Genomic DNA, 26,255 nt, shown 5'->3' with positions numbered 1-26,255 from the left:
CAAAAATAAACTTATTGGACCGGTTCTCTCAAATTAAATGCCTCAGAAATTAACTCAAATGACCGTATGCGGTTTTCATTGCTGTCAGCCATGGTCGAAACGATAATTTCATCCACATCAAAGTCATTGGCAAGCTTGGTAAGTTGCTCTTTGACGTCATCTTTTGTGCCAGACACAATTCTTCCGCTGTTGTAACGAAGGCGTTCAAGCTCGCCCTCGGTAAACCTGTATTTCCTTACCGTTTCCACGTCCGGGAAAGGCCCGAATTTTCCTTTCTCAAATTCGATCAGAATGTAATCCATCATCTTGCGCATTTCAAGCGCCTTTTCCTCCGTTTCCCCGCAAAGGACAAATACAGAAAGCAGGGCATGCGGCTGCGCATATTGATCTGACGGGCGGAAGTTTTTGCGATACGTCTCAATCACATCCGGCTTGACGAACCCATTGATAAATTTAGCCACAGCCAATCCCATCCCAAATCGCGCAGCAATGTTGCTGCTGCCCCCGCTGGAACTCAGGATCCATTGCATAGGAATGGTAGGGGACTGCGGAGCTGCATAAATGAAACCGCGTTCCGTTCCTGCCGTATCCCGAAAGAAATGCTGTAAGTGCTCCAACTGGCGCAAATAACTGCTTTCGCTGAAATCGTTGGAGGGATTCAATATTGAGGATGTGATCCTGTCTGTGCCAGGCGCGCGGCCCATTCCCAGGTCGATGCGGCCCGGGAAAAGCGTTTCGAGCATCCGGAAATTTTCGGCCACTTTCAATGCGCTGTGATTAGGAAGCATAATGCCTCCCGACCCGATGCGGATATAATTTGTAGAATCCGCCAATTTTACCATCAGCACTTCTGGTGTGGATCCTGCTATAAATGTTGAATTATGATGTTCGGAAACCCAGAAACGACTGTATCCAAGTTCTTCGGCAAGCTTTGCAGTGGCAATTGTCTCATTGATGGCATCCTGAACCGTAGCGCCCTGTCTCACAACAGATTGGTCCAATATTCCTAATTTTATATGCTTCATACGCGCGATGGCTATTTAGTAGAGAACACCGGGCTTACCCTGTGTATTCCCTCAGAACACATTAGCGTTGCTTTCCTTGCGGATAGCAACGCACCTATGAAGGTTAAATATCCATGCCATTACTGCTCACAGCACTCGTTCCCAATATGTGGAACGGCCTAGCAGCGGAATTCCTACGTAGCCTCGGATTTCCAATTTTTCAGTTCTGAGTTTCATCAGGCAGCTGTATGTTTTCCCGCTTTTGGGATCATACATTTTCCCCTCATCCCATATTCCTTCGCTGTATATGAAGTCGTGTAACAGATCAATGTTGAGTACGCTTCTCGTCCGGAGTTTTTCATTGGTATTATTGACATCCTTGCGTTGCGTTTGGCCGTCAGCTTCCATTAATTTTTGCGCCCAAACGAGTTTCCCAGAGTAAGAATTTCCGTTTTTATAGATCTCAACGCGCGTGTCTTTTTCTTCATTAACCCATTCTCCCAAAATCTTATCACCTGGCGCAGATTGACCAAAAGCAAAAGATACGACAAGAGCGAAAAATATTGTAAAAGTAATTTTATACATTGGAATGCTGATCAGTCTTTAAATGGTTCATCGATGTCGGAAGTCTTAAAAATATACTAAATTTCTTAAACGTAAAAATTTTGTAACTAAAACAGGAGTTTCGGCGATAACGCTATTTGAAGCATTTGGAGATACATATCTATTATCGGTAAACCATCTAACGTCGATAGATTTAATATTTAACAGCGTTAGATTTTATTTTCTGTTATTCTGACTAAAATAAATCACATTGTTTTTCCGCCGAGGCCGGCACAATATACAACACTTCGTCCATATGTAAAACTGAATTATTCCAAGACACAAGAAACTGGTTTAAGGCCGGTGACATCGTTACTGTTTCTTATCGGCGGGTTAAGTGAGTGATTGCGGGATATAGATACAAAAGTCGTGCTGGACAGCTTCCGTGTTATGAGCTTAGAATTAATACTAGCCGAATCACGTTTTGTAACTATATTCGAAGCAGTAAACCAGCCTAATATTTATTCATGGAAAATCGACCTCCTGTTCCGGAAAACGAAATGGAAAGGTTATTCAGCCTTTCAGATTTTGACCTTGATTATTCGGATCACCAAGACACATTTAAAGACCTGGCCAAGCTTGCGGCCAAAGTGACGGGAACATCTATTTCGCTGGTTAACCTCATCGATTCATTGACACAATGGACCATTTCCAACTACGGTTTAGATCTGGATCAGATGCTTCGTGAGGATTCGGTTTGTCAGTATACCATCATGGAACCCGAGCAATTTGAGGTTGCGGATCTTTCTCAGGACGACCGGTTCAAGGACAAATTCTATGTAACGGGAGGTCCGAGTGTGCGTTATTATTATGGAGTCCCGCTCAAAACCAGCAAAGGACTGCAAATCGGCGCATTATGCGTACTGGATACAGAACGGAAGGCGCTTGATCCCGAGAAAGTTGAACTCATGAAGATCATTGCTGATGAGATCGTGAGTCGGCTGAAAACGCATAAGGTGCTGGAAAACCTTCGTGCAAAGCTCAATGACGCGAAACAAACACAGAAAAAAGTTGCACATGACATTCGCGGGCCGCTGGGCGGGATCGTAGGACTGGCTCAGATCATCAAAGACCAGGGTGATGAAAATCAGATGGACGAAGTGCTCGAATTTGTAAATCTGATCCATAAAAGCGGGAATTCGATCCTCGATTTGGCCGAAGAGATCCTGGATTCACATAAAGAGAAGAAGACGGCTGTTACCGAAGGCCCCGTCCTGGATAGCAACCGTTTTAACCTGGTTCTCTTCAAAGAAAAGCTTCTCAAATTATATGAGCCCCAAGCTAAGCATAAAAAGGTCTTTTTCAATGTTGAAACAAGCAGCCTGACCGAAAATGTAGCTTTCTCTAAAAATAAATTGCTGCAAATAACCGGTAACCTGATCTCAAATGCCATCAAATTCACGCCCGTTGGCGGCACCATCACGGTGGATCTGAAACTCGCTATAACATTGGAAATGCCCACCTTGCTCATATCTGTAGGCGATACAGGCGTAGGTATGCCCGCTGCCGCCGTCGAGAGTATCATGTCCGGCAATGCATCCTCTACGGGCGGCACGAGCGGCGAGCAGGGCTTCGGGTTTGGATTAGCACTGGTGAAACACCTGATCGACAGCCTGGAAGGCGAAATGGAGATCCATTCCATCGTCGGAAAAGGCACAACATTCAACGTCAGATTGCCTCAGAATATTTATTAATCAGCAGGTTTGTGGTCGTCCTTCCAGCTGGTCCAAGGCGACCGGCCAGGCTTCGGCAATCCCAATAACTGTCAGCGTAATGATATAGCTATCTCAAAACAGAAGGGTTTGAAAACCGTGCCTTTGCAATCAAATATTGTTTTGTACGTAAGACATTACCAATTTTACCGCTTCAGAGGAGCATTTGTTTAACCCAGATATTTTGAAACTATATAAAGGACTGGTTGCTGCAACGGTTGAAGCATTGCAGCACATATTTGTTAAAAACCGCCAGGCTGACCGCGTTGTGGAGCAGCTTTTAAAAACAAATAAGAAATGGGGTGCCCGGGACCGTGCTTTTATCGCAGGTAACACCTACGAGATCGTGCGCTGGTGGCGTCTCGTCAAATTTGCTGCGGATATTGAGAAGGTTTCTGAACCTGAGGAATTCTGGAAAATTGTGGGCGTATGGCAAATCATTAAACCCCTTCACCTTCACACAGAAGACGACGGCCAATTGCCCGAGTGGCTCGAATTTGAGGATATTAATGCTGAAAATGTATTAGTGCGATATAAAGAAGGACTCACCGTACGGAAAATTGCGCAGTCTGTTCCTGACTGGATCGATGCCATTGGCGAGGCGGAACTGGGAGACGACTGGGATGCAGAACTGGCTGCGCTGAACCAGCAGGCGCCTGTTGTGATTCGGGTGAATACGCTAAAAAGCAATGTTGCTGCCGTCAAGGAAGTTTTCGGCGAGGACGCAGCGACAGAAATTGCAGGCATTCCCGACGCGCTTGTTTTGAAGAAACGCCAGAACATACTGAATCACGACGCATTTAAACAAGGGTTTTTTGAAGTTCAGGACACTGGTTCACAATTAATTGCGCCGTATCTGGACATTCATCCGGGCCTTAGCGTTATTGATGCTTGCGCAGGTGCCGGCGGGAAAACGTTGCACATTGCGTCGCTGCTGCAAAATGAAGGTTCTATCCTTGCGATGGACATTGAACATCATAAGCTGCTCGAACTCGAAAGACGAGCGGGTAGGAATGGTGTTCAAAATCTGCAAACCATGATGATCTCTTCCGATAAGATCTTTGAATCACTTGGGGGAACGGCAGACAGGCTTTTACTGGACGTTCCGTGCTCCGGTTTGGGTGTATTAAGGAGAAATCCCGACTCGAAATGGAAGCTGAAACCGCAATTTTTGGAAGAAATAAAAAAAGTGCAGTGGCATATCTTGAACACTTACAGCCAAATGGTGAAGCCTGGGGGTAAAATGGTTTACGCCACTTGCAGCGTGCTTTCCTCCGAATCCGAAGATCAGGTGAAACGGTTTATGAAAGCCAATAAGCGGGAGTGGAAGTTTATCTCCGCGCACCGCACATCCGTCGCGAAGGACGGAACGGATGGATTTTATATGGCCCTCATGCAAAAGAAATAAACATCATGCGGTAAGGCACGGTTTTTTGCAAAGTCAAAGCAAATTAAACTGATCACTATGAAATCCCAGACAGACAAGCGGGAAGAGAAGCTCGACGATGAAACGGTCGACAGGCAACCCAGGCAGCAACCGGTGCCCAGTTACGGTGAACCAGGTCAAATGGGCCCTATGAATACAACACCGGACGTGCCAGGCGCTGATGCCCCAGAGGTAAGCACAGGCAACAGGTTTGATACGGACGAGCCTGCCGAGGAAGAGGACGAGCGGGAAGTAGGAGAGATCGAATCCGAAAATCCCTGATATCCACTTCTTTCTACCAGCTTTTTAATTCCTGCAAGAATGGGGTTTTTCACCTTAACCATTGTTGCAGGAATTATTTTAATTTCTTAGCGTTAATTTCTAGCCCTTTCTTCTGCCCAGCCATAGTATGCTGTTCAGTATCAACTGGTTCTGAATGGGATTGTCAAAAGTAAACGAGAGCTCCTTGTTTGTTTTGCTCTCGTAGTCAATGTCATTGTGCCCCATATTCATATACACCATTTTGAATCTTTTGTTAGTCCAAACCACTGGATAATAGCCGCTATGCCAGATTTCGTTCTGCTTAGGACCGGTTCCGAGCGGAAAGCTAGCTGGGTCAATCGATAGCAGGATCTGAATGTCCGGGTTCGCTTTCAGGTCTTTTTCCCAACGATACCATTCGTTTGGCGATGCTTTGAATGTTGCAGGCAGCCCATTTATAACCGGGCTCTTAGATTCCTCGACTTTTAAAATAGCAGAAGTAGGCTGCCACGTGTTGCTTTTATACTGTCCGGAACCAAGGAATTCGTTGTTATACCAATCCCAGTTCTGTGGATAAGCCGATGGCGTCAACGCGAATGCCGAGAAGTGAAAACCCAACCAGCCACCTCCTGTTTCCATATATTTTTGAAATGCTTCACGCTGTTCGGGCGTCTCCGGCCGAGTATCCAAAAACAAAACAACCTGGTAATCAGCCAGAAAGGCAGTATTCAGATTATTCCAGTTACTGGTTGTGTCATAAATAAAATGATTCTCCCGCGCCATTTCAGGAAAACGCTTATTAGCCTCACCAACAAAACTGATATGCGCCTTATCGTTTTTTCCAGTGAAGAATGCGATGACTTTGAAATCAGATTGTGCCTGGGAAAAAAATGGCGCTAATGTAAGGAGCAGCAACAGCGAACTGGCACCATTACGGCGCAGGAATTTCATGAAAACGGGCATAGGGTAGGAAAGTTAAAGTCACTAAATCTACGAATATCTGCTTTATTTGCGGAAAGAATTTTCGAGAATCGATTTCACAAAAAGCGTATTTCAATCAAATGAATTTCCCCTATATAGCCCAGCAGACGTCCATTTCTGAGAAACAGGTTAAAAATACCATTCAACTTTTTGAGGAAGGGGCGACGTTGCCGTTTATTTCGCGTTACCGGAAAGAGGCTACAGGTGGGCTGGACGAGGCGCAGATCGGTGCGATTAAAGATGCCTGGCAAAAGCAGCTGGAAGTGGAGAAACGGCGTGAGGCCATTTTGAAAAGCATTGAGGAACAGGGTAAACTAACCCCGGAGCTTCGCAAGCAGCTGGCCGGTGTGTTTACAATGGTCGAGCTGGAAGACATTTATCTACCCTACAAACAAAAAAGAAAGACACGGGCGGGCATTGCCATCGAGCGCGGTCTGGAACCGCTTGCGCAGCTGATTTTCACAGGCAAAGAGTCGGATCCGGAGCGGAAGGCAGCTTCGTTCCTGAATGATCAGGTGCCGACGGCGGATGATGCTTTGCAGGGCGCCAGGGACATTATAGCGGAATGGATTAATGAAAACCCGGATTCACGGACCCGCATTCGTAATCTTTTCCAACGCGGTGGGATCATTACTTCCAAGGTTAAAAAGAAAAAAGAAGAAGAAGGCGTTAAATACCGCGACTATTTCGATTTTTCCGAGCCATTGGCGCGCATTCCTTCGCACAGGTTGCTGGCAATCCGCCGTGGTGAAGAAGAAGGGATTTTGAATGTGACGATCTCGCCGGACGAGGACCAGGCCATTGAAGCATTAAACCGCCTTTTCCGCAAAGGCCCGCCAGCCGTTCTGACACAAATGGAGCTAGCGATTTCGGATAGTTACAAGCGACTTTTGAAACCATCCATCGAAACCGAATTTGCCAATCTTTCAAAAGAGAAAGCGGACATTGCTGCTATACAAGTGTTTACCGAAAACCTGAGGCAATTGTTGCTGGCGTCACCGCTGGGACAAAAAAGCGTTTTGGCGATTGATCCGGGTTATCGCACGGGCTGCAAAGCCGTGGTGCTGGATAGCCAGGGAAATCTGGTTGCGGACCAGGTAATTTATCCTTTTGACAAACCCGCAGAAGCAAACGGGAAACTCTCGGACCTGATCCAGAAATGGAAGGTCGAGGCGATTGCAGTCGGCAATGGAACGGCCGGGCGGGAAACGGAGGATTTCGTGCGCAAGCTTTTAGCGAATGCGGGCAAGTCGGACGAGATTGGTTTGTTTATGGTAAGCGAGCAGGGTGCTTCCATTTATTCGGCATCGGATGTGGCGCGCGAAGAATTTCCGGACAAAGATGTAACCGTTCGTGGCTCAGTCTCGATCGGCCGCCGACTGATGGACCCGCTGGCGGAGTTGGTTAAAATCGACCCGAAATCGATCGGGGTTGGTCAATATCAGCATGATGTAGACCAGAATTCATTGCGAAATGCTTTGGATACAGTCGTGGAAAGCTGCGTAAATTCCGTAGGCGTAAATCTCAACACGGCAAGTAAGCATCTTTTGCGCTACGTTTCCGGCTTGGGAACGTCCCTGGCGCAGAATATCGTGGATTTTAGGGCTAAAAACGGTGACTTCAAATCTAGGCAGCAATTATTGAAAGTGCCGCGCCTCGGAGCAAAAGCATTTGAGCAGGCTGCCGGTTTTTTAAGGATCGAGAATGGTGCTAATCCATTGGATAATAGTGCGGTACATCCGGAACGTTATGATGTTGTGGGCCAAATGGCCAAGGATGTGGGCGCCAATGTGAAGGATCTTATGCAAAAGCCTGAGTTAAGGAAGCAGATCAAACCTGAAAAATATATTTCGGATTCAGTAGGGCTGCCAACATTAAAAGACATTCTGCTGGAACTGGAAAAACCATCACGCGATCCGCGCGAGGGCATGAAGAAATTCGAGTTTGATAGTTCGGTCCGCAAGCCGGAAGATTTGAAAGTAGGAATGGTTTTGCCTGGCATTGTTACCAACATTACTGCGTTCGGCGCATTTGTTGATGTTGGTGTGAAGCAGGACGGGCTCGTTCACGTCTCGCAGATGGCGGATAAATTTATAAAAGATCCTAACGAAGTGGTGAAGTTGCAGCAGACCGTGAGTGTGAAGGTAACTGAGGTGGATTTAGCAAGAAAGCGCATTGCACTCAGCATGAAGTTATAGAAATGCTAAGCCAATCCGGTTTGGATTAAGCCGGATTGGCCTTTTACTAACGCTTTAAAGGACGTGGTTCCGTTCGCCTTCCAGGATTCGTTTAATCTCTCCGACTACTTTCATCCAGTTACCCTCAGCCGCAACCACTGCTTCTTCTGTTTCCAGATTGTCCTGCGTAATGGTAAGCGTCGTTTCATCGTCGTATTCTGAAATGTGATAAGTAACGTGCGCGTAGTTGTCTTCAAAATCATCCGTTCCGGAAAGTGGGCTCCAATATGAGAAGCTTAAAACGCGCTCGGGAATAATTTCCAGAATTGTGCCTTTATCTTCATAAGGCGTGCCGTCCCAGACGCCCCTGTAAACGATCGGGCTGCCAACGTGCCAGTCGGAGTACACTTCGGCGCCGTACATATATTGTTTAACAATCTCGGGATCTATTAAAGCTTTCCAAACAGCCGAAGGGCTGGCATAGATGGATGTGGATGTAGTTGCGATCAGTTGTCTGTTCATAATTTCGGAATTAGGTCATGCCAAAACACAGAGAAAATCATGCCAACAATCCGCTTTTTGGTCTGGTACGCGTATTTTAGCGTATGTAGTTTTGTATAAAATACATGTCACGTGCAAGAATTATATTTCAAACAAAATCTCCCCATTTCGCTCGACGAAGCCTGGTCGTTTTTTTCTAACCCGGCTAATTTGAAAGAGATAACCCCGGCCAAAATGGGCTTTGTAGTAACTTCAAGGCATCATGGTGGCGAAATGTATGCGGGTCAGATCATTCGTTACATTGTCAAGCCGGTGCTTGGTATTCCTTTAAAATGGTGTACTGAAATAACACATGTAGCTGATAAACAGTACTTTGTGGACGAACAGCGTTTTGGGCCCTATGCATTCTGGCACCATCAGCACCGTTTTACAGCCATTCCCGGAGGTGTGATGATGGAAGATATCCTGAATTACAAGGTTCCTTTTGGTTTCCTGGGAGATTGGGTTAATGCGCTTTTTGTAAGAAATGAAGTCAATCAAATCTTCGAATATCGCCGGAAGGTGCTTACAGAGCGCTTTGGAAGCTAGAAATTATACTGCACCCGGCAGGTGAAAAGATCATCTGAGACATCCGTTTCAAAACCTCTTAACGCAGATTTTTCATTTCGGACAAAATCGCAATAGAAGGTAAATTTAAGCGATTCGTTGGCGCTATATACGTAGCCCATCCCAATCGTATCATAGCGGAGATCAGACTTGCTAAACCCCCTGGCGTCTGTAATTTCGGTGCCCGAAACGCGCTTATTAGGATCATACCAGTCATATTTCATCACAAACTGATGTTCGAGACTGCCCAGATGCTGTAAAAAGTAAAAATAAGCGCCGTCAAAATTCCGGGTATAAAGCGGGTCTTTTATTCCGTTCGTTACGGGATAAACGCCGGGCGTTTCGCTGCTGGCAAGTGTGGCCGTCTGATCGCCGCGAATGTATTCCAGCCGGAACTCCGTTTCGCCCTTTCTGTTTGGGAAAGCGATCTGAAAATCGGCGCCGGCATAATTTCGCGGCGCAACCTTATAAAGATTCCTTTCTGATGAGTCGCGGACCATCGCGTATTCGCCAGCATTGGCCTTCGTACGATATAATATGGCAGACTGACTGGTAATCCCACCTGCATAGCCGGAAATTGCTCCGGAAACAATCGCGCCGCCCAAGCCGCTCACCTTCGAAGGTTTGACGCTAAGCCGGCCGATGACATCTTTATGGCTGTCGTAATCCACCGGCCCCGACATTCCCTGACCATTGAACACGCCTACATCCATTTTGAGTTTCTGCTGCCAGGTCACCGAATTGCGGCTCGTCACGGTCAGCATCGCACCGATGTCCCGCTCCGTCCGCATGAGTATTTGGGACATTCTTCCGCGCTCCGGCGCTTCCCGAGTGGCAGACGATAGGTTCACTTCATAACCAAAAGGCCTGGCGAACATGCCCGTGGTCAGCGCGAATATTTTGAATTTGTTCTCATAAAATCTTCCCCAAAAATCCCGGATCGCCACGCCGCGCTCCGTACCATCAAACTGGAAAACGAAGTACGAAGTCGGTTCATTTTTTTTATTCAGGTGCGCATAATCTACCCGGAGCCGGCCCCGCCGTAGCATAAATCTATTGTTGGATTGCGTCGAAAAGTTGCCGCCGCCATAAGTTTCCGCACCCTTTTTTGAGATGTATTGAAACTGCGGCTGAATGTATCCGCTGATCCGCACGCGATTGTAACGCTCGTAAATGGACAACATTCCTTTTCCCATTTGGTTGGTCGTGTCCACCAGGTCCATCAAGAACCGTTGTGAGTAGGCCTGCGAGTTGCTTAATAGGGCAATAACAAATAGTAAACCGGTAATGCGGTATTTCATTGGAACGAAGTTGGTGTCAGCAAATGGGGTACAAAGAACTTTATTTTCCACTAATATTCTTGCCCAAGTGCCCTAACTTTTCTTCAAAACCAATGCTTGTTCGTTCGCATTATTACATGAGAATGGGTGAGATTATTCGTAAAGTCTATGCGTTGGTCAACTGGATAATTTTAAGACACATCTAGGAAGGTAGCTTAAATAAATGTATTATTAGGTTAAATCTTTTGGAAAGTATGTAATGTATTGTATAAATAAAAAAGTATTATCTGGATTTATACTAATATAATGTATTATAAGGTGATTATGTTTAATACTTTGCTTGTTTATTTTTTGTATTCTACGTATAGATAGCATTAAATGTTGTTTATATAAAGTCAGTACGGTACATTTAAAGCTATCTATACATTATAAATCGTTATTAGTCAGATTATGAGCTAATAAGCGACGGTAAACCTTTGCTTGATATGCTTCGGCGTTTCGATCTCATCCACAATGGCAACCGATAGATCTTCTACCGAAATGATACTTCTTCCTTTTTCATTGAAGACCGGTGTGTCTAAAGAAGTCCTGTATGTGCCTGTTCTTTTGCCCGAGGTGCCGGGATGCATTTCAATTGCAGGGCTCAGATAGGTCCAATCAAGGTTATTTTCCGATTTAATCTCACCCTGGTATTTGCGCGCTGCTCCGGCACCTGCTTTGTATTCTTCCGGGAAATCAGGTGTGTCGATCAATTGCACTCCTGGTGCTACTTCCAGACTTCCTGCGCCGCCAATTACCAGAAATCTTTTTACGCCTGCCTGCTTCACGCCGGTCTGAATGGAAGCTGCTCCTTCGAGATATTCGGCGTAAATGTTGGGATTGGTCCAGCCCGGATTGTATGCGCTTATAACGGCGTCAACGCCCGCAACGGCTTGCGATACTGCCTCGGTGTCGAGCACGTCAGCCTGTTTGGGGACGATCAAGTTGCTTTCGGTTGGAATCTTTTCAATGTTTCTGGCGATGGCGACAACTTCATGGCCGCGGGAAATCAATTCCTGTAAAAGGGGGGCGCCTACAAATCCGGTTGCGCCAATTAATGCTACTTTCATGCTTGGGTTTTGGTTAAAATGTTAGTTGTTTTTGAAAAAAAAGGAGAACCATTTTGGGCATTGGTTAATGACTAAATTGTCGACTTTCCAGCCTCGAAATTTCGGCAGAAATCTACCAGTGATTTCTTTGCCAAATTAGCCCGCAATGCGAGCTCTGCTTCGGTGTAAAGTGCGTCCAGATATACATTGATTTGACGACCTACATGGCACTCAGGATTGGGCGCATTAATGCCTTTTCCGAGCAGATCATTTTGCCGTATTGCATCATAAATCTCGGATAGAAGAATAGACTCAGCCGGCCTCGCAAGCCTGCTGCCACCTGCCTTACCTTCCTTGCTAACGACGAGCCCGTGCGCGCGAAGATTGCCCAACTCCTTCCGGATAAGCACAGGATTAATGTTAACACTGCCTGCCAAATACTCAGAAGAAATCCAGTCGTCACCTTCGAAAGCGAGTAAGGAAAGGATATGAACCGAAATACCAAACCGTCCGTTGTTCATTTACTGTAATGATTGTTATTACAGTATAAAGGTTGTGAGTTTTAAATTAGAAAGTAAAAAAGATTAACTTAATCAGCATTAATATGAATCGTTATCTTATAATTGTCTGATTATCAATGCTTATTCAGTTGTACATTCATGCAAATAGTATTTTATAACTGTATAGAAAGTATTAAATGTAATATCTGTATTATATTATCTATTGTTTAAAATGTATTTAATTAAATATTAGATATTATCTATTCGACATTATTTAGTGTATTAAAAGTATAATATTAATATATTTTTAGAAAGAACTAAATGTATCAAATGTATATTTATTATATAATGTAACTAACATTCCTTACTATTCGATATATCTGAATGTAACAGCCATATCGAATGTTCGTTACTTACAGAATGTTTGCAGACGCTATTTGAGAATGGTTAGCCCGCCTTTGAAAGACTTTTTAGTGTATTGCACGACGTAGTAATAGTAGCCTTGGGAGATGCTGGCAGGGCACCAGTTTTTGCGGACTTTGGAATAATAAACCTGCTTTCCCCAGCGGTTAAAAATCGTTACATCTTTGAACTGATTGACACAGTTATCGGCAGGTAGATCCTCTAAGAGAAAGCAGTCATTTTTGCCGTCATTGTTGGGTGTGATCACGTTTGGAAATTCGGGAACGACGTCCGAAGTGTCGTCCTTCACAATAACCCTGACCGTCGTTGTGTCGCTTGCTGCAGCGCAGCTTTTGTCTTGGGTTATGAAGTCGATCATGAACGCTTTTTCGGACTGCCCGTCGAGCATGGAGCACTCGGGTGACCAGGCGTAGGGAGAGCGTACTTCTTTGACACCAGTTTTGTTGGCAAACTTCATTCCGGCATCCCCAATGCTGAATCCGCGCCCGGCAGCTGCCAGGCTGATTGTATTGGTGTCGGGATCTGTGGCCAGCACGTCGAAGACGATCTTGCTGCTGCTTCCGATGGTGTAGGTTATCTCTGGTGTTGCCAGCGATGTTTCTACCAGCGGCGGGGTGTTGGGCGATTCATCAACGACAAAATAGACCGGCTTCGAAACCGCCAGCGGATTGCCGACACAGCGCATGTCTTCCACCTTGAAATCCACAGCGAGCGTATCACCTTTTTTTGCATTACATGGCGGCGTCCATTTGAATGTTTGCTGAATCTGCGCCTTACCGCTGATGGCTTTGAAATCCATAGCCATATCCACCATATTGAAATCCTGTCCGCGACCGGAAAGGGCAATGCTGTCTTTGTCGATGTCCTTGCCATACACCGTGAAAACGACGGGCACACCGGCTGTCACGTAGACATACTGGCCGGGTAGGGAAGTAGTCACCTCGGGCGATTTGTTGCTGCTGCTTTCGCGACGGATCAGAATGCTGAGCGTATCCATCAGCGGAACGGGACAGCTTTCATCTTCTGCAATCAGCTCGATCTTGATCGGGCGCTCGTCGTAGGTTACAAAGCATTCGTCCAGGCAGACTTCAAATTTGAGCGTGTCGTTGGCAATTTTCGTTTTGAATTCGGCCGGCAGAATGGTGAAATAGTTTTTCGAATTATTAACGGCCCGGCCGTTGATCCGGATGATCTGGTTAACCGTTGGATCGGTAACCATTACTTCAAAGCAATTCGGGTCGCCTTTTTTGACGGTAATAATTTCGTTTTCCGTGTAGTAAGTGTTTTTGCCTTTTGGTTTAAACAACAATTTCGGAGCGTCCATTTTAGGGCAATCCACGACTTTGAGTTGAAAATCCCTGGTTAGCGTCCCGATCTTCACACCGTTCCTGAACTCATCCACCTGCACGGCGAACACATAAAGGCCGACATTACCCGGAGTCACGGACAACATTCCTGTTCTTGGATTGACAGTCAAAGGTTTTGGCCCGGGGATAATGTTGGCCTCCGATATGCCGGGAAGCCAGGTAAGGCGCGGGTAATTGGACGAACCTCGGGCTTCAACACTAGGATTGGCTTTGTCAGAAAATCCCTGCATTGGTGTGATCAGCTTGTAACTAAGGCTGTCGCCGTCGGCGTCCTTTCCACCAAAATCAAAGAAAAACGGAGAATTCACGCAGGCATAGTCGCCTTTGATTGCCGGGAAAATGGGGGAGGAGTTCCTGAAATTTGCATTGTTCTTGAAAAGCGGGGGAAATTCAAGGTAAAAGAGGCTGCCGGCGTCACCCGGTGCCTGAATGTTCGTGATCGTCCCGTTCCGGCAGCATCGATCCCAAACCATATAATAGCCGTGCGGATCACTAAAATCGGTGGGTTCCAGCTGTAACGACGAGCTGTAAGTAATCATATATGTTTCGAGCGACGATATTCCGCACTGCGGATTAGCATAGGTGACCGATTTTCGTTCTATTTTTGGGGCTTGAAGATAGCCGATGGGCTGGTTGTCGCGTTTTCGGAAGACGTAAATGTTCACAGCCGGGTCCTCAGCACCGGGATTGCCATTCAGCGCATCAAAGTACATTGTTAGGCCGATGTTATAGTTGTAATAATTGTCTTTGTTTTCCGTAATAAAGAGCTGCCCGCCAACAATGTGTGTTGCATAGGTTTTGGAAAAGGCAAACAGCATCAGCATGAACAAGATGTACCGTTTTTTCATGGCTTGATAAGGGAGTAGAAATTGTCCTATAGGATTTGGAATTTGAAATTTAAAAAAGAAATATGGTTAAGAATATCAAGTATGAGTACGTTGAAATTACCGATTTTGCAGCAGAAGGCAAATGTATATTTAAATCAGATGACGGCGTAATATTTGTAGAAGGAAATGTGGCTCCCGGTGACATAGTTGATTTGCAAGTAGTAAAAACCAAGAAAAAACTCAAAGAGGCGATCGTTACGAAGATCCATTCAAAGTCGCCTCTCAGGACAGACCCATATTGCCTGCATAACGTTGTATGCGGCGGCTGCAAATGGCAACATATTGCGTATGAGCATCAGTTGAAATTTAAAAGACAACAGGTTGTAGACCATTTCCAGCGGATCGGGCACATTAAGAATGTAAGCATTAATGAAATTATCGCTGCTCCAAAAACAGAATATTATCGCAATAAACTTGAATTCACTTTCTCCAACTGGCGCTGGCTTACCAAGGAGCAGATGGACTCGGGAGCTGCATTCACCAAGCATGCGCTCGGCTTTCACGTTCCCAAGCGTTTTGACAAAATATTTACCGTAGACCATTGTCACCTGCAACCGGACCCTTCCAACACGATCCGCAATTCGTTGCATCATTTCGGTGAGCTGCATAACATTCCTTATTACGACGTCCGCTTCAACAGGGGAACGCTCAGGAACCTGGTGGTGAGAACCGCCAATTCGGGTGATGTAATGGTGATTGTGCAGTTTGGTGAGCAGAATGACGAGGCCATTGAGCAGGTGATGCAGTATTTGCATAAAACACACAGAGAAATTACTTCCCTGAATTACATTGTGAACCTGAAAGGAAATGACTCTTACCAGGATCAGGAAGTGATCCATTATGCTGGCGACACCACGATTCGTGAGACGATGGAAGATCTTACCTTCCTTGTTGGTCCGAAATCTTTTTATCAGACCAATTCAGAACAGGCTTATCAGCTTTTCAGCGTAGCGCGTGAGTTTGCGGGTTTGACGGGCAATGAATCGGTCTATGACCTTTATACGGGAACCGGGACCATTGCCAATTTCATAGCGCGCAGAGCAAAAAAGGTCGTGGGTGTTGAATATGTGGAAGCAGCAGTGCAGGACGCGAGGAAAAATTCGGAATTGAACGGCATTACCAACACAGCCTTCTTTGCGGGCGATATGCGGAGCATCATGAATGAAAGCTTCCTGCAGGAACACGGAAGGCCGGATGTGATCATCACCGATCCGCCGCGCGCGGGAATGGACCAGCCCGTTGTGGAAACGATCCTGAAAGCAGCTCCGGATCGCATTGTGTATGTAAGTTGCAATACGGCCACGCAAGCACGCGACCTTGCGCTGATGTCGGAAGATTATGAAGTGACTAAGGTGCAGCCGGTAGATATGTTCCCAAACACGCACCATGTGGAGAATGTGGCGCTGCTGGTGCGGCGGAGCGGACTTCGTCTCCGCTCAGTCTGACAGTCGCTTTGGGCCGGACTTCGTTTCCGCTCAGTCAGACAGTCGCTTTGGGCCGGACTTCGTCTCCGCTCAGTCAGACAGTCGCTTTGGGGCAGAACTTTTGGCTGTGCGCAGTCGGGTAATAGCATTACGCTACTGTCAGACTGAGCGGAGCCGAAGTCAGAACGGCGGTTCGCTATCGGGGCCTTTGTAATCGAAATTACTCAGATCATTCGCTCTGCTTCTCAGCGTTCCGCCTGCGGGAGCGGGTTTTCCCTGGCTTTCGAATGAGGCGATGGGGTTTGTGGTTGGGATAGGACGGTCTACAGAAAATGGTGCCGGGGTGAATTGGGAGTCGAGGTCGGTGAATTTGGTGTATTTTCCAATGAACCTTAACTGAACCGTATCCAGTGATCCTGCACGGTTTTTGGCAACGATCACTTCACCGATCCCGGCAACGGAATTTCCTGATTCGTCTTCTGTAATACCATAATATTCAGGACGATATAAGAAAAGAACCATATCCGCATCCTGCTCGATCGATCCTGATTCCCTTAAATCCGAGAGCTGAGGCCTTTTTTCACCGCCACGCGTTTCAACGGCCCGGCTAAGCTGTGATAGTGCGATCACCGGCACATCCAGCTCTTTTGCCAGGTTTTTGAGCGAACGCGAGATCATGGCAATTTCCTGTTCCCTGTTTCCTGCACCTTTGCCACCCGTATCTCCCGTCATCAACTGAAGATAGTCAATCACGATCATTTGAATGTCGTGCTGGGCTTTCAGACGGCGGCATTTTGCACGGAGTTCGAGAATGGACAGGGCAGGGGTATCGTCAATGTAAATGGGTGCATTGGTGAGCCGGTGAATGCGGTGGTGCAATTGCTCCCACTCGTGTGGCGCAAGGCTCCCTTTCCTGATTTTTTCGCTGTCAATCTCTGCCTCAGCCGATATCAGACGATTAACGAGCTGAACCGAGGACATTTCGAGTGAGAAAATGGCAACAGGCATATTGAAATCCACGGCAGCATTACGGAGTGAAGAAACGACGAATGCCGTTTTTCCCATACCCGGACGGGCCGCAAGGATCATTAGTTCCGTCTTCTGCCAGCCAGAGGTGAGCCTGTCGAGGGCGCTGAAACCGGATGGCACACCGGTAAGACCATCCTTATTATTCTTTTTCTGATCGAGTTCTGCTAATGCCTGTCGCATCAGCGCGCCCATATCAGCGTAATTTTTCTTGATGTTGGATTCGGAGATCTGGAAAAGGCTCTGCTCGGTTTTGTCCAAAAGCCTGAAAACGTCTGTGGTGTCTTCAAAAGCCTCGCGCTGGATTTCCGAAGCCACCTTGATCAGCTCTCGCTTGATAAAAGCCTGGGAAATAATGCGCGCATGAAATTCAATGTTGGCGGCGGAGTTCACTTTTGAAGTCAGCTCCATGATATAAGGCGCACCGCCTACCAGTTCGAGCTCTCCGGTGCTGCGCAATTTCGAAGTCACCGTCAGCATGTCAATTGGCTCCGAATCAGCGAAAAGCGTGATGATGGCGGTGTAGATCCGGACGTGTGCTTCCTTATAAAAACTGTCTGGCCGGAGAATGTCCGCAACAGCTGTCAGCGCATCCTTTTCAATCATTAATGCACCCAAAACAGCCTCTTCCAAGTCTACCGCCTGAGGAGGTAACTTGCTGAAAGTCTGATCAGTACCGGGCGTTCTGGCGCCCATTGGCTTGCGCCCCTGATTGTTCTGTTTTGAGCCTGATTTCGAGAAATTGCCGGATGCCTTGTCGTTTTCCATGTTACTACAAAGTTAAGGAAAGCAGCACCGGTAAGAAAGCAGGAAAGGTTAAGTTCAGTCAAAAATTTTTTTTCAGGAATTGATCCATTTTGTCCGGCTCTGATAATGAAAGAGTTGATTAAAATAAGGTCATTTTTCGTTTTCAAATATCAAATCATAATTGTATTTCTCATGTTTTGTATTACAATTGTTCGTTATTATTACTAAATTTTAGAACAAATAGAGAAACACTAAACTTTAATTCATTTGCTGGAAAAAATCATCACGCTCGAGGACGTTTCAATGGTTGATTTTTTGGGTATTCACAATGCGAATATCAAGGAAGTTGCAGCCGCTTTCCCTGGAAGCAAAATTATTTCACGCGGAAACGAGATCCGCATTCAGGGCACCGCTCCTGAGATTATCCGTATCACCGATGTAATGGATTCACTAATAGCCCATTATCAAAAATACGGCAAGGTTACCAATGACAATGTGAAAGGTTATTTAAATGGCGTTGTTAAATCGCCCGTTGCCAGTGCAGAAGATGATGCGGATGTGATCATTTATGGCAATAAGGGGCTGGTTGTGAAGGCCAAAACGCCAAACCAGAAACTGCTGGTGGAGCAGGCGGAAAAATTCGACCTGGTGTTCGCGGTAGGACCAGCCGGAACGGGAAAAACATACACCGCTGTGGCCATTGCCGTGCGGGCTTTGAAAAATAAGGAAGTCAGAAAAATCATTATAACACGTCCAGCCGTTGAGGCAGGCGAAAACCTGGGTTTTTTGCCGGGTGATTTGAAAGAAAAAATTGATCCTTACCTGCGCCCGATCTACGACGCGCTGGATGATATGATCGCACCGGAAAAGCTGAAACTGTATCTGGAAAGTCGCACGATTGAGATTGCGCCGCTGGCTTACATGCGCGGACGGACATTGAACAATGCATTCATTTTGCTGGACGAAGCACAAAACACGACGCCCATGCAGATGAAAATGTTCCTGACCAGGATGGGCCCCAGTTCCAAAGCCATCATTACCGGTGATAAATCTCAGATTGATTTACCTAAAAACCTGAAATCAGGGTTAATTGATTCATTAGCAGTCCTGAAAGGGATCAAAGGGATCAGTTTTGTTGAGCTGGATGGGTCCGATGTGGTAAGACACCGTTTGGTAAAAGATATCCTTGCAGCTTATGATAAATCCGAGCAGTAAGCTTCTGCTGACCTTTTTACTATTCATTATCTCAAAAGCGTTCGTGCTGGCGCAGGATAGCGATTCGTTGCTGAAACGCTGTGCCAGCACAGAACTGGACGCTTTGACCATTTCCAGATTTCCGGCTTTACAGCAACTCAGAATCAAGTCTGAACAAGCCATCCAGAAAAGAATTCAGGCCAACCGCACTTCGCTAAGGACAAATGCGGACGAGATCATAACGATTCCGGTCGCGGTGCATGTCGTTCATAGTGAAGAAGATATGACCATCGGCGGGGCGAATAACGAAAACATTACTGATGCCCAGATCCTGAGCCAGATAGATGTTTTGAACGAAGATTATGGCAACAGTTCCGGTTACAAAGGTTTTTACACTGATTCCCTGGGGGTTGACACGCGCATCCGCTTCAAACTGGTAACCGTTTTGCGGACTTACAATGAAAAGAACCAGTTCAGTCCCATTACCGAAGCGGACGATCTGGCTGAAATTTCGCCTGCATGGGCAACCAGCCGTTATCTCAATATATGGGTCTGCCGCCTTTCTGACCGTTATTTGGGAACTTCCCAATTTCCGGTTGTCACTGAGTTGAATGATCTTACCAGGGGACTTTCTACTTCCGAAGATGAGGCAGTCAGGGCATTAACAGACGGCGTAATTATCGATTTCCGCTACTTTGGCAGAAACTCACCGGCCATCACCAGTTCCATTTATAATCTGGGCCGCACCACCACGCATGAAGTGGGACATTGGCTGGGACTGATCCACATCTGGGGAGACCGGAACTGCGGGACCGACCACTGCGATGACACACCGATTGCTTTTACCAAAAATGAAACGACCGATATTTCCTGCACACCCGTATTTTCTGAATGTCGGGGCGTTACGACGCGGAATATGATTGAGAATTACATGGATTATTCTCCTGACGGGTGCATGAGTGTGTTTACCAATGATCAGAAAGAGCGGATGCATGCCGTCCTCGAACTCAGTCCCAGGAGGGCCAAACTGGTGGAATTTTCAAAGATTAGCGGTGAAGATCTCCTGGTTGAACTGTCTCCAAATCCGGTAAGCGAGACATTAACGGCCAGCGTTTTTACGCCAAATTTCCAACTTTTCACGGTTGAAGTTTTCAATCAGCGGGGTCAGCTCATCACTTCCGGTGCCACTAACCTCAGTTATCTCGACGTTCAAAAATTCCCAAGCGGACTCTATTATTACCGGGTTTCATCCGGCGGACAAACGGTCACCAAACGGTTTGTAGTTCGTTAATATGCTGACACGGTCGCCATTTGTCGGGATTGTATTGTCTTACATTACCGGCATTTTCCTGAGCGAAATCATTCCTCATTCTGGAGGAACACCAGCGTTGCTTCTGTCGCTGGCGCTTTTTCTTCTAGCCGTCTGTTTTATTTTTTATATCAAAATCCTGAAACCAGCATTCGGGATTGCATTGGCGTTGTTTTTTGTTTCGCTGGGCGCATGGACGATGCAGACTTTCGAGCAACATAATGAAGCGAACATTAAAGTGCTTGCAAATGCTGGATATGGTGCGTATGAAGCGGAAATTAAGAGCTTACCAGAGAAACGCACGAAAACGCTTCGCTATGAAGCGCATATCACGGGCATAAAGGTGCGAGAAAAGTGGAGTGAGGTTGATTTGAAAGCATTGATCAACATTAGCCACGACGCGAGCAACATTCCGGAACCCGGCAACACGATCGTAGTCCATGGCACGTTAGAACGCCCGATGGAAGCCGGAAATCCAATGCAGTTTGATTACCGGCAATATCTGCGAAACAAAGGAATTGTGTGGACCGATTACCTGACGGAGCGTTCGTTTCAAATCATGCCCATTGCTGACCATTCCTTTTTTCTCAACCAATGGAGCGACGGCATTTCAAAATGGGCTGCGCAAACGTTCAGGAAAAATGTGGACGACGACGAAGCCTATGGATTAATTAAAGCCATGTTATTAGGCAGGAGAGACGATCTCCGCTCTGACCAGATCAGCGATTACACGACATCCGGGACCGTTCACATTCTTTCAGTTTCGGGCATGCATGTTGCGATCATTTTCCTGGTTATCAGTCACTTGTTGGGCTGGATGAAGCGCTGGCGGGTCGGGAAGATTGCTTATTTATCGCTAATGATCGGGTTGCTTGGCTTTTATGCATTGGTAACAGGCTTGCCGCCGTCGGTGCAGCGGGCAACGCTCATGTGCATTGTGTTTGTTGTTGCGGAGGTTTCTGGCCGGAAACAAAACGCCATGAATACGCTTGCATTGTCTGCATTGTTGATCTTGCTCATGGATCCGGCTGCCCTTTACGATGTAGGGTTTCAACTTTCTTACCTGGCCATGAGCGGAATATTCTTGCTCTATGAGCCTTTGGACGCCATTTTTGCACCGCAGAATAGGATTCTGAAATTTGTCTGGCAGATCTCAGCATTGTCTTTTGCGGCACAGTTGGCCACCTTCCCGCTGAGCTTATTTTACTTTCATCAATTTCCGACTTATTTCTGGCTGGTTAATCCGTTCGTGATCGCCTTTACAAACGTCTTGTTGCCGGCTGCGCTGATACTCTTGCTGGTGTCGCCGTTGAATATCCTTTGGCTTCAAATAGTTATCAATAAAGTCGTTTGGCTTTCGGCTTACCTGACGAACGTGGCCGTTTCTGTGCCTAAATCCTTGCCCGGATATTTATTGGAGAACCTTAATCTGGATAAAATAGAAGTGGTTTTGTTATATGCGCTCCTGTTCACAATCTGGTACGCATATCAGTCGAGAGCATATCAATATGTAAAAGTTTCCTACTTGCTGGTCATGCTTTTCTCAACCTATTCTGTTTCTAAAAGCATTCAGATGCGCGATTCGGACCGAATGGTCATGCATCGGATTCCTAAGCACGAGGTCGTAAGCATTAAGCAGGGTAAATCGCTTTATATCGTGAGTGACAGGAATTTTGCGAAGGATTTGGACGCATACAATTTTTGTGTTAAAAATTATGCGACGAGCCAGGAAGTGGAAGAAACGGTGTTTATTACTGCGCAGTAATGCGTTATTGAACGGCGTAGACTGCCGAAATCTCGCCAGCTATTTTCCGGTCCCAGGCTGCTTGCGCCCTGGCATTGAGGCCGTGTCCCGTTTCGCCGTCATAGCGTTCCTGATCCGTGTTCATTTCACGGAATGCTTCCAGGAACTGATACTGGATCTCGCTATCGTAGTCTTCAATCGTGAGGTCGGCTTTAATTAGTCGGGCTTTAAATTTCTCAACTACGAGCCTGGTAATGTCAAAATGGATTTGTTCGTGGCGTAATGTGCTTGCATTCCTGTATTCTGGTCGGCCCCATGACATGCTTTTTACCATGAATGTTTTCAGCCCGATTTCCACCACCAGATCATCGTCCTTCGGGTAGGAGCGTCCTTCGTAGCCAAAACTGGTAAACACCGCCGCCGCATACCGGCTGCCCGGCTTTGCATTCCGGACTTTAAAATCGTCCCATATCAGCGGCCTTTTGGGAGAATAAAATACCGTATCAGGGTCATTATTACTGATTTCCTTAAAAACCAACTGAATGTTCCTGGCCAGCGCTGGATTTTTTCCAGCATTCAGCGTCATCCACTTTTGAAAGTGCGCAATGGATTGGTCTAGCAGTTGCTTCACGAGCTTTTCATACACAAAGTCCCTTTCAGGTCGTGTGTAGTTTGCTGCAGTTTGATAATTCGTGAGCTCCACAGGCTGCATGTTCCGGTACCAGCGGAATTTCACAGACAGCTTCACTTCGCCGGTCACCTTGTTGGGGCCAACACGCTTTTCGTTTAGCGAAAGCTCTTTGATGCTGATATAAAGCGGAAGGTAAGTCTGCTGATTTTTTGGTGCGGCGAAGGACCAATAACTAAACAGCTCTTTATCCACCTTGCCCGGCAATGCAACAGGCGTTTCCTTACCCAGCACAATCACCTTTCCCAGTCCTGACCCTGAAATAACGCGCTGATCTTCAACTTCCTGGACAAAAAATTTATAGCTCTTGACTAATGATGCCTGATCCATTGCAAGTTTCAACACAACCTTTTCCTGTTGTGAAAAAGCAGGCAGGCATGTGAAAAACAGTGAAAGGACAAGCAAAAAACTTCTGATCATACTTCGAAATCTTATGTTGAATCCCGTTTTCAATTCGATAAGTTTGTATAAAAATTATTGAAGAAACGAATGACATTATCTACAACGAAATTGCGCCCGGAATTTGATGATATCTACATGGAATTAGCAAAAAATCTGGCGTTGCGTTCACATTGTATCAAAGCACAGGTGGGTGCGGTATTAACAAAGGACACCCGCATTATTTCAATCGGTTACAATGGTCCTCCTGCCGGCACGCACAACTGTGATGAAGAATTTCCGGAAGTGGGTTGCCCGAGAGATGCAAAAGGAAGCTGCTCACTCGCATTACATGCAGAACAGAACGCTATCTTATTTGCAGTAAAAAATGGCTCAAATATCGAAGGATCGACGCTTTTCGTAACATTAGCGCCATGCATTGCCTGCGCCAGGGTTATTTATACAATGAAAATCAAAAAAGTAATTTTCCTGCATTCATACGCCGCTTACAAGGGAATCGCAGTGGAGGAGGGAGTGGAGTTTCTGAAGCGTTTCGGCGTTGAAGTGGAGCAGTATGTTATTAATGAATAAAGACCGGGCTTGTAAGCCCGGTCTTTATTCATTAATGATGATGCACTCCTCCAGCACCATGCACATGCCCGTGGCTGATTTCTTCTGCTGTCGCTGGACGGATTGAGATGATTTGTCCTTTGAAATGCATTTCTTTTCCTGCCAATGGGTGATTGAAGTTCATGACAACGATGTCGTCTTTGATCTCAACAACCTGACCATGCATTCTTTCGCCGTCTTCGTTGGTCATCGGAATAATGTTACCGATCTGCAATAATTCGTCCTGGTTAACGTCTTCCATCTGGAAAACTGCCTTTGGCAATTCGACAATGGCTTCTTCATCAAACTCGCCGTAACCTTCTTCCGGGGCCACCGTGAATTCGAATATATCACCGGCAACAAGTCCCTCGATCTGGTTTTCGAAACCCTCGGGAAGGCCGCTGATGCCTTGTATGAAGTACATTGGATCTTCTTCCGTAACCACTTCAACGACATCTGTTTCGCCGTCTGTGTCAGGAATTCTCAGGCTGTATGTTAACGCTATCACGTTATTTTTTTCGACTTTCATTTGCTAGTTTGATTAAAATAATTGTTGTTGTAAAAAATTGTTCCAAGTAGAGCAGGGAAAACAAACGTACGGCAAATTTGCCAAAATGCCATTTAGATGAATTTTTTAGCACACATTTTGCTATCAGGAAATAAGGAACGCGTGATGATGGGCAATTATGTGGGCGATTTCATAAAGGGCCGTCTGACAGATGAAAAGACAGCCGAATGGGACCCGGATTTTGTCACCGGCTTGAAGCTCCACCGGCACATTGATTTTTTCACAGACCAGCACGAAATTGTACGCGAGGCCACGCACAAGGCCGCATTGTCGCAGGGAAAGCTGGCAGGAATTGTGATGGATATCTATTTTGATTATTTTCTTGCCCAGCATTTCGATCAGTTTCAGGCTGGGTCGCTCTTTACCTACACCCGCAACATTTATGCGCTGATCAGGAAGAATGAGCACCTTATTCCCGAGCATATGACGCGTATGGTGCAGGCCATGATCCATGAGGACTGGCTTACAAGCTACGCCACCCTGGAAGGCGTGGAGCTTACCTTTCACAGGATGTCCAGGCGGGCAACTTATCTTGCGCCGCTGCGGAATGCGATGTTGGAGTTGCGCGAGAATGAGGAGTTTTACAGGGATAAATTTTTACGCTTCTTTCCGGAACTTCAAAAACAGTCCGAGGAGTTTATATTAACACATTAACATTATTGCTTACCGGCGCACCCTATGGCCCAAACACCGGACATTGTCCTGAAAGAGATCAGAAGTAAGAAATTCAGGCCTATTTATTTTCTGCACGGCGACGAGCCTTACCACATCGATTCCATTGCCGAAGAACTGGAAAAACGCGTTGTTCCTGAATCTGAAAAGGGTTTTAATCAATTCGTTTTGTATGGAAAGGATACGGATGTGGCTGGTGTGCTTAGCTATGCCCGGCGGTTTCCTTTCATGGCGGAAAGGCAGTTGATCCTCGTGAAAGATGCCAATAAGCTGGGCGGCATAGAGCAGAAGGAGCAGCAGGCCAGGTTGGAGGATTATGCACTCAATCCGCTGAACAGCACGGTGCTGGTTTTTTGTTTTCATGCCAATGCTGATGAGCGTAAGACATTCATCAAATCCATCAATACCAATGGGGTTGTGGTGCAGTCTAAAAAGATGTATGACAACAAGTTACCCGAATGGGTAGCTTCATTTTGTCAGCATGAGGGCGTCAAAATAAGTCCTAAGGCTGTGCAGATGTTGGTCGATAACATTGGAAACGATCTGAAACGATTGTCGAACGAGATCCGGAAAATCCTGGTTAATCTCCGTTTGGACGAGGGCATAGATGCTGCTGCGATTGAACGGTTTGTGGGCATTAGTAAAGAATATAATGTGTTTGAATTCCAGAAAGCATTGATGACGCGTGATGTCATGAAAGCCAATCAGATCGCAACCTATTTCTCTCAAAATTCGAAGGACAATCCGCTGGCTCCCATCCTGATCATTCTTTTCGGGTTTTATACAAAAGTGCTGCTTGCGCACGCCAGCAAAGATAAATCAGAGAAAGGGCTTGCGACCGAATTGGGGGTTAACCCTTATTTTGTAAAAGATTACCTGCTGGCTATCCGCAATTATCCGCTTCCCAAAGTGGCCAACATCATACATTATCTTCGCGAATGTGATGCACGGCTGAAAGGGCTCGACGGTGTGAGCGTTCCGGAAGGTGAACTGCTTAAAGAATTGGTTTTCAAAATTGTACATTAAAGTCATCATGCAGCAAGAAACAGGTTTTGGCTTGTTTGCAGTTGCGGTATATTT

The 26,255-nt window shown here is 46.2% G+C and carries 23 protein-coding genes; 12 read left to right on the top strand and 11 right to left on the bottom strand.

The window, feature by feature from the left end; all coding sequences use genetic code 11:
• Window positions 1-11: 11 nt before the first annotated feature.
• Window positions 12-1,025: an LLM class flavin-dependent oxidoreductase gene (locus G395_RS0103495; RefSeq protein ID WP_026628807.1), complete on the bottom strand. Its 1,014-nt coding sequence runs from the start codon at window positions 1,023-1,025 to the stop codon at window positions 12-14.
• A gap of 126 nt (window positions 1,026-1,151) precedes the next feature.
• On the bottom strand, window positions 1,152-1,589 hold the full coding sequence (locus G395_RS0103490) for a DUF2147 domain-containing protein (RefSeq protein ID WP_026628806.1): 438 nt from the start codon (window positions 1,587-1,589) through the stop codon (window positions 1,152-1,154).
• A gap of 485 nt (window positions 1,590-2,074) precedes the next feature.
• On the opposite strand from G395_RS0103490, the gene G395_RS0103485 reads away from it, so the two are divergent.
• The 3 genes from G395_RS0103485 (at window position 2,075) to G395_RS0103470 (ending at window position 5,027) form a co-directional block, all read left to right on the top strand.
• Window positions 2,075-3,301 (top strand): GAF domain-containing sensor histidine kinase, encoded by a 1,227-nt coding sequence (locus G395_RS0103485; RefSeq protein WP_026628805.1) that lies wholly within the window; start codon window positions 2,075-2,077, stop codon window positions 3,299-3,301.
• A gap of 202 nt (window positions 3,302-3,503) precedes the next feature.
• Window positions 3,504-4,727, top strand: coding sequence for an RsmB/NOP family class I SAM-dependent RNA methyltransferase (locus G395_RS0103475; protein WP_026628803.1), 1,224 nt, complete (start codon window positions 3,504-3,506; stop codon window positions 4,725-4,727).
• A 57-nt stretch (window positions 4,728-4,784) separates the two neighbouring features.
• Complete coding sequence (locus tag G395_RS0103470; RefSeq protein WP_026628802.1) at window positions 4,785-5,027, top strand: hypothetical protein; 243 nt, start codon at window positions 4,785-4,787, stop codon at window positions 5,025-5,027.
• Window positions 5,028-5,126: 99 nt separating this feature from the next.
• Here G395_RS0103470 and G395_RS0103465 read toward each other — a convergent pair whose 3' ends face one another.
• Window positions 5,127-5,969 (bottom strand): ThuA domain-containing protein, encoded by an 843-nt coding sequence (locus G395_RS0103465; protein WP_026628801.1) that lies wholly within the window; start codon window positions 5,967-5,969, stop codon window positions 5,127-5,129.
• Window positions 5,970-6,067: 98 nt separating this feature from the next.
• Here G395_RS0103465 and G395_RS0103460 point away from each other — a divergent pair, with 98 nt between their 5' ends.
• Window positions 6,068-8,185, top strand: a complete 2,118-nt coding sequence (locus G395_RS0103460) for a Tex family protein (RefSeq protein ID WP_026628800.1) — start codon at window positions 6,068-6,070, stop codon at window positions 8,183-8,185.
• A gap of 54 nt (window positions 8,186-8,239) precedes the next feature.
• Here the strand turns inward: G395_RS0103460 and G395_RS0103455 are convergent, their stop codons facing one another.
• Complete coding sequence (locus G395_RS0103455; RefSeq protein ID WP_026628799.1) at window positions 8,240-8,686, bottom strand: SRPBCC domain-containing protein; 447 nt, start codon at window positions 8,684-8,686, stop codon at window positions 8,240-8,242.
• A 111-nt stretch (window positions 8,687-8,797) separates the two neighbouring features.
• Here G395_RS0103455 and G395_RS0103450 point away from each other — a divergent pair, with 111 nt between their 5' ends.
• Entirely contained in the window at window positions 8,798-9,253 is a 456-nt protein-coding gene (locus tag G395_RS0103450) for an SRPBCC family protein (RefSeq protein ID WP_026628798.1), read from the top strand.
• Here G395_RS0103450 and G395_RS0103445 read toward each other — a convergent pair.
• The 4 genes from G395_RS0103445 to G395_RS0103430 all read right to left on the bottom strand — a co-directional run bounded on the left by G395_RS0103445 (window position 9,250) and on the right by G395_RS0103430 (window position 14,777).
• A complete protein-coding gene (locus G395_RS0103445) occupies window positions 9,250-10,572 on the bottom strand; it encodes a putative porin (RefSeq protein ID WP_229203943.1) in 1,323 nt (440 codons plus the stop codon). The two genes, G395_RS0103450 and G395_RS0103445, sit on opposite strands and share 4 nt — an antisense overlap.
• A 434-nt stretch (window positions 10,573-11,006) precedes the next feature.
• Window positions 11,007-11,660 (bottom strand): NAD(P)-dependent oxidoreductase, encoded by a 654-nt coding sequence (locus G395_RS0103440; protein WP_026628796.1) that lies wholly within the window; start codon window positions 11,658-11,660, stop codon window positions 11,007-11,009.
• Between the two features lie 71 nt (window positions 11,661-11,731).
• Entirely contained in the window at window positions 11,732-12,160 is a 429-nt protein-coding gene (locus G395_RS0103435) for an Rrf2 family transcriptional regulator (protein ID WP_026628795.1), read from the bottom strand.
• Window positions 12,161-12,572: 412 nt separating this feature from the next.
• A complete protein-coding gene (locus tag G395_RS0103430) occupies window positions 12,573-14,777 on the bottom strand; it encodes a T9SS type B sorting domain-containing protein (protein ID WP_026628794.1) in 2,205 nt (734 codons plus the stop codon).
• Between the two features lie 62 nt (window positions 14,778-14,839).
• Here G395_RS0103430 and rlmD point away from each other — a divergent pair, with 62 nt between their 5' ends.
• Window positions 14,840-16,261 (top strand): 23S rRNA (uracil(1939)-C(5))-methyltransferase RlmD, encoded by a 1,422-nt coding sequence (rlmD, locus tag G395_RS0103425; RefSeq protein WP_026628793.1) that lies wholly within the window; start codon window positions 14,840-14,842, stop codon window positions 16,259-16,261.
• Window positions 16,262-16,420: 159 nt separating this feature from the next.
• Here the strand turns inward: rlmD and dnaB are convergent, their stop codons facing one another.
• Complete coding sequence (gene dnaB / locus G395_RS0103420) at window positions 16,421-18,034, bottom strand: replicative DNA helicase (RefSeq protein ID WP_026628792.1); 1,614 nt, start codon at window positions 18,032-18,034, stop codon at window positions 16,421-16,423.
• Window positions 18,035-18,280: 246 nt separating this feature from the next.
• Here dnaB and G395_RS0103415 point away from each other — a divergent pair, with 246 nt between their 5' ends.
• The 3 genes from G395_RS0103415 to G395_RS0103405 are packed head-to-tail and all read left to right on the top strand — an operon-like array spanning window position 18,281 to window position 22,281.
• On the top strand, window positions 18,281-19,228 hold the full coding sequence (locus G395_RS0103415; RefSeq protein WP_026628791.1) for a PhoH family protein: 948 nt from the start codon (window positions 18,281-18,283) through the stop codon (window positions 19,226-19,228).
• Window positions 19,209-20,498: a M43 family zinc metalloprotease gene (locus G395_RS0103410; protein ID WP_026628790.1), complete on the top strand. Its 1,290-nt coding sequence runs from the start codon at window positions 19,209-19,211 to the stop codon at window positions 20,496-20,498. The genes G395_RS0103415 and G395_RS0103410 overlap by 20 nt, the downstream gene beginning before the upstream one ends.
• A 1-nt stretch (window position 20,499) precedes the next feature.
• Window positions 20,500-22,281, top strand: coding sequence for a ComEC/Rec2 family competence protein (locus G395_RS0103405; protein WP_026628789.1), 1,782 nt, complete (start codon window positions 20,500-20,502; stop codon window positions 22,279-22,281).
• A 4-nt stretch (window positions 22,282-22,285) separates the two neighbouring features.
• Here G395_RS0103405 and G395_RS0103400 read toward each other — a convergent pair whose 3' ends face one another.
• Window positions 22,286-23,368 carry a DUF922 domain-containing protein gene (locus tag G395_RS0103400; protein ID WP_026628788.1) on the bottom strand — a complete coding sequence of 361 codons (1,083 nt, stop codon included), beginning with the start codon at window positions 23,366-23,368 and terminating at the stop codon, window positions 22,286-22,288.
• A gap of 69 nt (window positions 23,369-23,437) precedes the next feature.
• Here G395_RS0103400 and G395_RS0103395 point away from each other — a divergent pair, with 69 nt between their 5' ends.
• Complete coding sequence (locus tag G395_RS0103395; protein WP_026628787.1) at window positions 23,438-23,917, top strand: deoxycytidylate deaminase; 480 nt, start codon at window positions 23,438-23,440, stop codon at window positions 23,915-23,917.
• 31 nt (window positions 23,918-23,948) lie between these two features.
• Here G395_RS0103395 and G395_RS0103390 read toward each other — a convergent pair whose 3' ends face one another.
• On the bottom strand, window positions 23,949-24,464 hold the full coding sequence (locus G395_RS0103390; RefSeq protein ID WP_026628786.1) for an FKBP-type peptidyl-prolyl cis-trans isomerase: 516 nt from the start codon (window positions 24,462-24,464) through the stop codon (window positions 23,949-23,951).
• A 96-nt stretch (window positions 24,465-24,560) separates the two neighbouring features.
• Here G395_RS0103390 and G395_RS0103385 point away from each other — a divergent pair, with 96 nt between their 5' ends.
• Window positions 24,561-25,157 (top strand): acyl carrier protein phosphodiesterase, encoded by a 597-nt coding sequence (locus G395_RS0103385; RefSeq protein WP_026628785.1) that lies wholly within the window; start codon window positions 24,561-24,563, stop codon window positions 25,155-25,157.
• A 24-nt stretch (window positions 25,158-25,181) separates the two neighbouring features.
• Window positions 25,182-26,201 carry a DNA polymerase III subunit delta gene (gene holA, locus G395_RS0103380; RefSeq protein WP_026628784.1) on the top strand — a complete coding sequence of 340 codons (1,020 nt, stop codon included), beginning with the start codon at window positions 25,182-25,184 and terminating at the stop codon, window positions 26,199-26,201.
• The last annotated feature ends 54 nt before the right edge of the window (window positions 26,202-26,255 follow it).

It is taken from the genome of Dyadobacter alkalitolerans DSM 23607 (assembly GCF_000428845.1).
In the GTDB taxonomy this organism is placed as follows: domain Bacteria; phylum Bacteroidota; class Bacteroidia; order Cytophagales; family Spirosomataceae; genus Dyadobacter; species Dyadobacter alkalitolerans.
Note: the sequence above shows the minus strand (reverse complement) of the source record. Positions and strands in the feature narration are given on the sequence as shown.